The sequence below is a fragment of the Desulforadius tongensis genome (assembly GCF_016907915.1).
GTDB lineage: Bacteria > Bacillota > Desulfotomaculia > Desulfotomaculales > Desulfohalotomaculaceae > Desulforadius > Desulforadius tongensis.
This window is the reverse complement of sequence record NZ_JAFBCW010000035.1, coordinates 21,639-28,674: the sequence shown is the minus strand read 5'-3', so window position 1 is coordinate 28,674 and position 7,036 is coordinate 21,639. Positions and strand designations below refer to the sequence as shown.

General features: G+C 46.1%; 6 protein-coding genes. All 6 read right to left on the bottom strand.

The genetic code is table 11. The features are described 5' to 3' along the window. Positions 1-125: 125 nt before the first annotated feature. The 6 genes from JOC37_RS11865 to JOC37_RS11840 all read right to left on the bottom strand — a co-directional run bounded on the left by JOC37_RS11865 (position 126) and on the right by JOC37_RS11840 (position 6,973). The gene (locus JOC37_RS11865) at positions 126-698 is read right to left on the bottom strand and encodes a glycerol-3-phosphate responsive antiterminator (RefSeq protein WP_204619239.1); all 573 of its coding nucleotides are present in this window, start codon (positions 696-698) and stop codon (positions 126-128) included. A gap of 255 nt (positions 699-953) precedes the next feature. Further along, the gene (gene glpT / locus JOC37_RS11860; RefSeq protein WP_204619238.1) at positions 954-2,288 is read right to left on the bottom strand and encodes a glycerol-3-phosphate transporter; all 1,335 of its coding nucleotides are present in this window, start codon (positions 2,286-2,288) and stop codon (positions 954-956) included. A 405-nt stretch (positions 2,289-2,693) separates the two neighbouring features. Then, complete coding sequence (gene glpQ / locus JOC37_RS11855) at positions 2,694-3,752, bottom strand: glycerophosphodiester phosphodiesterase (protein WP_338017390.1); 1,059 nt, start codon at positions 3,750-3,752, stop codon at positions 2,694-2,696. Between the two features lie 266 nt (positions 3,753-4,018). Beyond that, positions 4,019-4,594: a glycerol-3-phosphate responsive antiterminator gene (locus JOC37_RS11850; protein WP_204619234.1), complete on the bottom strand. Its 576-nt coding sequence runs from the start codon at positions 4,592-4,594 to the stop codon at positions 4,019-4,021. Positions 4,595-4,908: 314 nt separating this feature from the next. Next, the gene (locus tag JOC37_RS11845) at positions 4,909-5,118 is read right to left on the bottom strand and encodes a hypothetical protein (RefSeq protein ID WP_204619233.1); all 210 of its coding nucleotides are present in this window, start codon (positions 5,116-5,118) and stop codon (positions 4,909-4,911) included. Between the two features lie 151 nt (positions 5,119-5,269). Then, positions 5,270-6,973, bottom strand: a complete 1,704-nt coding sequence (locus tag JOC37_RS11840) for a formate--tetrahydrofolate ligase (RefSeq protein ID WP_204619231.1) — start codon at positions 6,971-6,973, stop codon at positions 5,270-5,272. Positions 6,974-7,036: the final 63 nt, after the last annotated feature.

The following is a 7,036-nucleotide window of genomic DNA, read 5'->3' as shown; positions in this document are numbered from 1 at the left end:
AGTGACGCCCTTGCTTACAGGTTGTCTTCCCGCTGGTTAGGCGACAGGGTTTCTTTCAACCCATCGGCTCGGCAGACATGCCAGGCAAACAATAATAAAAATTTTTTAACAATAAATTTTTATCATTACACATCAATATTCCACAGGTGCCTGCGGCTGGTGGATATGCCATCCAACCCCTTGGCCAACGCCTGCTTGACATCTTCTTCTGTTTTCAACAATCCTCCCCCCAGCACGGGCACACCGAGGGCTTTCTTCATTTCTTCAATGGTATACCGCGGCACGGTGGCGGGCAGAATTTCCACTGCGGTGGGTTTAACATTACCGGCCACTTTAATGGCTGTTTTAAGGGATTCCGAATCCACTATAAAAAAGCGCTGAATCACCCAAAGCCCTTCCTCCCGGGCATATTTAACCAGGTTGGTTTTAGTCGTAACAATACCATGGATTTTTAAGCGTTTAAGCAGGTGCATACCCGCCCGGTCCCTGCCAACCCCTTCAATCAAATCCATGTGTACCAGCAGCACCTTTTCCGCCGCCCGCACTTTTTTTATCATTGAAGGAAGGTAGTTTATATCCCCGCCTAAAAGAAAGATTGTACCAATATTGGAATGGCACAGCGCCTCCGGCAGGTCTGCCACCCGGCGGATAGCGGCACCAATCTTCTTTCCCTTCATAATCTTTTCCAAAACACCCATACACTACCTCCAGAAAATCTATTAATTATATTTAAAGATAATCATTCCGTCCAAATTGTACTTCGACAAAACTTAATCCATCTCCTTCTTAACGGGATTTTAAAAAAATAAATTATCTTATTATTCATAATATTTATAATGCTATATCTATATTATATTCAAATCTATGGCGCAGGGTTTCACCTCTCCGGTATACAAAAAGGCAAACCCGAAACAGCAGGCTTGCCCTTTTATAATCAATAATATTTCCTCACACTAGGCAGTTTTCGGTTTTTTACCCACATTCCATGTTAATGCCAGGAAGAATATGGCCAGGGCACAGGAAAGCAGCAGCATCACAAAACCACCGTTCCAGCCGAAAAAGTCTACAACGTAACCCATAGCCGCATTGGCAATTACAGATCCGCCCAAATATCCAAATAATCCGGTCAAGCCAGCAGCGGTGCCGGCAGCTTTTTTGGGCACCAAATCTAAAGCAAAGAGGCCAATGAGCATAACCGGCCCATAAATCAGGAAGCCAATCATAATCAAGGCAATGTTATCAATCATCGGGTTGCCAGCGGGGTTAAGCCAGTAAATGAGCACCGCAGCCGCTACACCGATCATGTAAATAATTCCAATGGGTGCCCGGCGGCCTTTAAACAGCTTGTCACTTAACCACCCGCAGAGCAGCGTTCCCGGAATACCGGCATACTCATAAAGGAAATATGACCATCTTGAGCTGTCATGAGTGAAACCCTTTACCTCGGTAAGATAGGTGGGCGCCCAGTCAACCACACCGTATCTAATTAAATAAACAAAAACGTTGGCCAGAGCTATATACCACACGTACTTGTTGTTCAATACATACTTGAACAATATTTCTTTCGCGGTAAGTTCTGTTTCCCTATCTTCCACGTTATCATTGGGATAATCGTTTCTATATTCTTCAATCGGCGGCAAACCGCAGGATTGCGGGGTGTCCCGCAGGGTTAACAGGATAAATATTGCTACTAATATAGCGATCATTGCAGGGAAGAAAAATATACTTTTCCAAGTGGCAAAAATAGCAATACCCAATGAAGCAAGGGGAGCTATAATACCGCCGCCGATGTTGTGCGCAACGTTCCAAATGGCAACCTTTGTTCCCCGTTCAGTAACGGAAAACCAGTGCGTCATGGTACGACCGCTGGGCGGCCAACCCATACCCTGGAACCAGCCGTTGGCAAACATCAATACAAACATCAGCGGAATGCTGGCTGTCACCGCCGGGATAATACCGTACATCAGGCTGACGGCAGCAGACAGCAGCAGACCTGCAGCCATGAAGTATCTCGGGTTGCTCCGGTCGGAAACGTTTCCCATCACAAATTTACTGATACCATACGCTATGGACAGCGCAGACAGAACTACACCCAGTTCTCCCTTGGAAAAACCCTGCTGCTGCAGGTAGGGTATGGCCAAAGCAAAGTTCTTTCTAACCAGGTAGTACCCGGCATAACCGATAAATATTCCCGCAAATACCTGCAGGCGCAGTTTCTTGTACTCAGCATCAATTTGGTCTGCAGGCAGCCGCTCGATATGGGGAGCAGGCTTAAAAATACCTATCATTTTCTCCAATCTCTCCTTCCTTTTTTACATACTCCACGCTTACTGTTAAAACTTAGTCTTTATACCGCTTTTTTTATGTACTGTTTAAAAATTCTTGCATCACCTCCGTTTAAAATTCAGAAAAAGAGACAGCCCCACACCCATTCTGCAAAGAATGGATCTTTGGGCCGTCTCCTTTTCTCCTCGGCTGTTTACAGACACCCCTTAAACCAGCAATTTATTCCCGCTGTTTATAAGAGGTTATCTCTAATACCCGCTATCAAATTATTTAAAACACTTAATTACATGGCAGTTCGACAATAATTTTATGTTCTCCTGCCCAAGTTAATATTTTCTTAACTTATTTTTAATATTAACTTAATCATTTGCTTAAATTACAATTATATAGTTAAATTACTGGCGAAGTTATTTTTTATCCGGTCCTTCCTGCACAACTTTTACACCCAGATCAGGAAAGTCGGTGAAAACACCGTCCACTCCAATATCGTAGTAGAAAAGTTTCATTAATTCTTCTACACTATCAACATATTCAGGCAGTTGATCTTTGCGGAATGTATACGGGTGAACAACAAGACCGCGCTGGTGTGCATCTGCCACTAAATTGGGGTTAATAACCGGGTATTCATCTGTTTTGCCCTTAGCATCCCGGATCTGCATATACCAGGGGCCGATACCATCAGCATATTTTGCCACTTCGTCCAAGCCCTCGGGAGTCATCATTTTTTCATAAATATCTCCTTCATCAATCAGCTGGACTAATTTTATTTTAGCCCCCATTTCATTTCTAACCCGTTTTAAATAATCCGGGTCAAAGCACTGCAGGTATATCTTATCCTCGGGACCGTCATAACCGTACTTAGCCAGCAGGTCCAGTACAATCGGCCCCATATCAATCCCGTTTTCCAGGTGGAATTTTGGCTCTTTTAATTCCGGGTATATTCCCACATCGCGGCCCGTACTCTTATTGAGCCCCTGTACCAGTTGGATCATTTCTTCCAAGGTGGGCACCTCAAATTTAGAATCCCCCACCGGGAAACGACCGGGATAAACAGCTTCTTTTGTATCCACGTTTACCCGTTCATTAACCCTAAGCGATTTAATTTCATCCAGTGTAAAATCTATCACGTAATATCTCCCGTCAGAGCGCTTTCTGTCCGGGAAAACCTCTGCCACGTTAGTGTTGGCATCAAGGTGAATGTCATGCATCACCACAGGCACGCCATCCTTGGTCATTACAACATCAGGCTCGATGTAATCAGCGCCCATAGCGTAAGCCAGAGCATAAGATTCCAGGGTATGTTCCGGCAGGTATCCACATGCCCCCCGGTGGCCGATTACAATTTTTTCTCCCACTTCTGCTTGGGGCTGTTTTTCTTTCTCCGCTGTGTTACCACAGCCAACGGCGCTAAACGCTACCAGCAGCAGAACCAATGACAGAATTACATACCGGTAAAATCTTTTCACCGTCAAAGCAGCCTCCTTCAATAATTTTTATTTTTGAAAAACTCTGTCTTTTTTTGACTTTATAAAAAATATCGCCCTGCTTTTAACCCCTCCTTTCAAAAAAATAACGGCCGATATGTACACACTTTTAAGAATGTACAATATCAGGCCGTCTCCTCTTCTCCTGCCCTATTCAGAATTAAAAAACCCCCCTAATAAGACGGTTTGCACCAACATCTATCAGGGGGTTATCTCCGGTACTCCTAACCCTTATCAACTTGTTATTATTAAAAGCATTTTATATTCCATAAAGCCCTACGGCTGGTGGAAATGGCGTCAATACCTTTTGCAAACGCTTCTGCCACATCAGCTTCGGTTTTCAGCAGACCTCCCCCCAGCACAGGCAGGGCAACCCTTCTTTTAATATCCTCAATAACATACTGGGGAACCGTTGCCGGCAGTATTTCTATGGCACTGGGCCTAATACTTTCCACCACTTTAATGCCGGTTTTAATGGCTTCTGAATCCACAATAAACAAGCGCTGCACCGTCCAAAGACCTTCGTCCTTGGCGTATTTTACCAGGCTTGACTTAGTGGTCACAATACCGCTAATACCAAACCTGGCCAGCAGGTGTATACCAGCCCGGTCTTTGCCGACCCCTTCTACCAAATCCACATGTACAAGGAAATTTTTATTTGCTGCCCGGGCCCTTTTTACCATTGCCGGGAGAAAATTAATATCCCCACCCAACAAGAACACCGTACTGATGCTTGGATGCTGCAGTGCTTCTTCCAGGTCGGTTACGCGTCTAATGGCCGCACCGATTTTTTTCCGCTGCATCAATTTTTCTAAGAATTCCATAACTTACCTCCAAGCGGTGCTGCATATGATGCTCGCTGTTAATCCTGTTCCGAGGAAATGAAAGCAACGACCCCCGCTGTATCGCCGGGTAGGCAAGGTATATTCAAGCCATCCTTATTTTTCTTTCTCCTGGCCTGTTAAAAGCACTGTCAGTTCCGTTTTACGTGCCTTTACCGCTGGGTATTTTTTCTAATGTGTTTTTTTATAATTCGATACAAATAAATATTTTCCTTCTAAAAAACTGATAAATTTTAATTTTTTTTTAATTTTCGCCCCACAAAGAGACAAACCCTAAACGGGTTTGCCTTTGAGAGTCATCCTTTTCTCTGCTCTTTATCAATAGTGGTTAAATTATTGGGTGGTGTTTTCATGGGATTGTTTTGCAGCTGCTTTTGATTGGGAGCCATCTCCCGGGCTGATAATTCCGCGCTAAACTCATGCTCCACCAATTCCCCTTTAAAGGACAGGTCGTTTGCATGCACTCTCTTACTTTGCAGAGTGTGTTCCTTTTTATGCAGAGACATAGCAGCACTCCCTTACAACAATTTATAAGGTATTGTATCCATTCCCTAGTATTTTTAGTATTCAGCAAACGACCCTTCGCCAACCGTTTATTTAAACACGCCGGTCCTTACAAATGGATGTCGGCACGGCAAAGACAACATGAAAAACCATTTAGAACAAACCAATGGTCCGGCCGTTTTCATCAATATCCACATTGTGCGCCGCCGGTTTTGAACCCAAGCCGGGCATGGTGCGCATGGTTCCGGCCAGCGGGTATAAGAACCCGGCACCCACCGAAGCGCGAATGTCCCTGATGGGGAATATATAACCGGCAGGAACATTCTTCAACGCCGGATCGTGGGAAATTGACAGGTGTGTTTTGGCCATACAGATAGGCAGATGGCCCAATCCCATTTCTTCAAATTGCTTGATTTTCTTTTCGGCCAGCGGTTCGTAGCTGACGCCGGCAGCATTATAAACCTTTGCTGCTAGTATTTCAATCTTTTCTTTAATACTTAACTCGTCCGGGTAGAGCAGCTTGAAGTCGCTGGGCTGCTCACATGCTTCCACCACCGCCCGGGCCAGATCCACAGCACCTTCGCCACCATCCCGCCAAACGGTTATCGGGTACGCACCCATTGCCCCTGCTTCCAGTGCCTTTTGACGCACCACTTCCACCTCTGCATCGGTATCCGGTGTAAAGCGGTTTATCGATACCACCACAGGCACACCGAAATAACGGGCCACTTTAATTTGATGGGCCAGGTTGGCACACCCTTTTTCTAACGCCGGTATGTTTTCCCGGGTCAGCTCTTCGGGCAGCGGCTTACCGGCCACCACCTTACCCAGACCGCCGTGCATCTTCAGCGCCCTGACGGTACAGGTAATTACCACACAATCCGGGCGCAGGCCGGACTGGCGGCACTTGATATCCATGAATTTTTCCATGCCTAAATCAGCACCAAAACCGCTTTCGGTAACCACATAGTCAGCACACTTAAGCGCGATGCGATCGGCCAGTACAGAGTTATTGCCATGGGCAATATTAGCAAAGGGACCGGCGTGCATAATGCACGGCTGCCCTTCCAGTGTTTGAATCAAATTCGGTTTTAAAGCTTCTTTCATTATCACCGTCATGGAACCGGCAGCTTTTAAATCTTCCGCAGTAACCGGCCGGCCATCATAAGTGTAGGCCACCACTATGCGGCCAAAACGTTTTCTCAAATCCTGCAGGTCATTGGCCAGAGCTAGGATGGCCATTACTTCCGAGGCCACCGCCATGTCAAAGCCGGTTTGACGGGGGTAACCATTCATGGCCCCTCCCAGGCCGATAACGATATCCCTCAGTGCCCGGTCGTTAATGTCCACCACGCGGTTCCACATTACAGTGAGCGGATCTATATTCAGCGGATTTTTCAGTAATATGGATGTATCAATCATTGCTGCCAGCAGGTTGTTGGCAGCGGCCACGGCATGAATGTCACCGGTAAAATGGATGTTGATGTCCTCCATGGGCACCACCTGGGAATAGCCGCCGCCGGCAGCCCCCCCTTTAATGCCAAACACCGGGCCCATGGATGGCTGGCGCAGGGTGGCAATAACGTTTTTACCGATTTTACCCAGCCCCTGGGTTAAACCGATGGTGGTTACGGTTTTTCCTTCTCCCAGGGGGGTGGGAGTAATGGCGGTAACGTCAATTAGTTTACCCCGGGGGCGGTCCGCCAGTCTTTCCAGCACCTCCAGTTTAATTTTGGCCTTGTATTTGCCGTAGGTGTCAATCTCATCTTCGGTTAAGCCCATTTTTTCGGCAATTTCCACAATGGGTTTCATTTTGTGGGCCTGGGCAATTTCCAAATCGCTGGGAACGTGTTTCATGCTTATTTATCACCTCTTATTAAGGTTAGAAAAATAAATTTCTCCAGCTTTTCACCGGAGAAA